Source organism: Pseudomonas brassicacearum, assembly GCF_003732265.1.
Lineage (GTDB): Bacteria > Pseudomonadota > Gammaproteobacteria > Pseudomonadales > Pseudomonadaceae > Aquipseudomonas > Aquipseudomonas brassicacearum_D.
On the sequence record NZ_MOBK01000162.1, the window covers coordinates 1 to 693 of the forward strand.

Genomic DNA, 693 nt, shown 5'->3' on the forward strand with positions numbered 1-693 from the left:
ATGCTCAAAACCACCCTTAGCCTCGCCGTTACCATGGCATCCACCCAGATCTTCGCAGCTGGCTTTGCCATCAACGAACACAGTATCAGCGGGATGGGCACCGGTTACGCTGGGCGATCTTCTTCTGCCGACGATGCAAGCACTGTTTATGGCAACCCTGCCGGCATGTCCCGCCTCAAGCGCGAACAAGTAACTGGCGGTGTTGCATTCCTCGATGCAAAAACCGATATCAGCGACGCCAGCTCCAGCCCTAACGGCGGCAGCAACAAAGGCGACATGGTGCCCTTCACCTCCGTACCTATGGGCTTCTACGTCAAACCGATCGATGATCATTGGGCATTCGGTCTCGGCGTTTACGTGCCGTTCGGCCTGATTACCGACTACGAAAACAACTTTGCCGGCCGTTATTTCGGCAGCAAGTCTGAAGTTCAGGTCATCACTTTCCAGCCAACCGTCAGCTACGCTTTCAACGACAAGGTGTCGATCGGTTTTGGTCCGACCATCAACCGCATCGACGGTACGCTGGAATCCAACCTGTCGATCACTCAGGCCGCGCCGGATGGCAAGGTCAAGATCAAGGGTGACGACACCGCGCTGGGCTACAACATCGGCGTGCTGGTACAAGCCACTGACACCACTCGCCTGGGTCTGACTTACCACTCGAAAGTCGACTACAAGCTCGAGGGCAACACC

At 56.3% G+C, this 693-nt stretch carries 1 protein-coding gene; it reads left to right on the plus strand.

What is annotated here, in order from left to right:
* Positions 1 to 693, plus strand: a 693-nt coding sequence (locus tag BK660_RS30590; RefSeq protein ID WP_185045276.1) for an OmpP1/FadL family transporter, incomplete at both ends; no start/stop codon positions are given.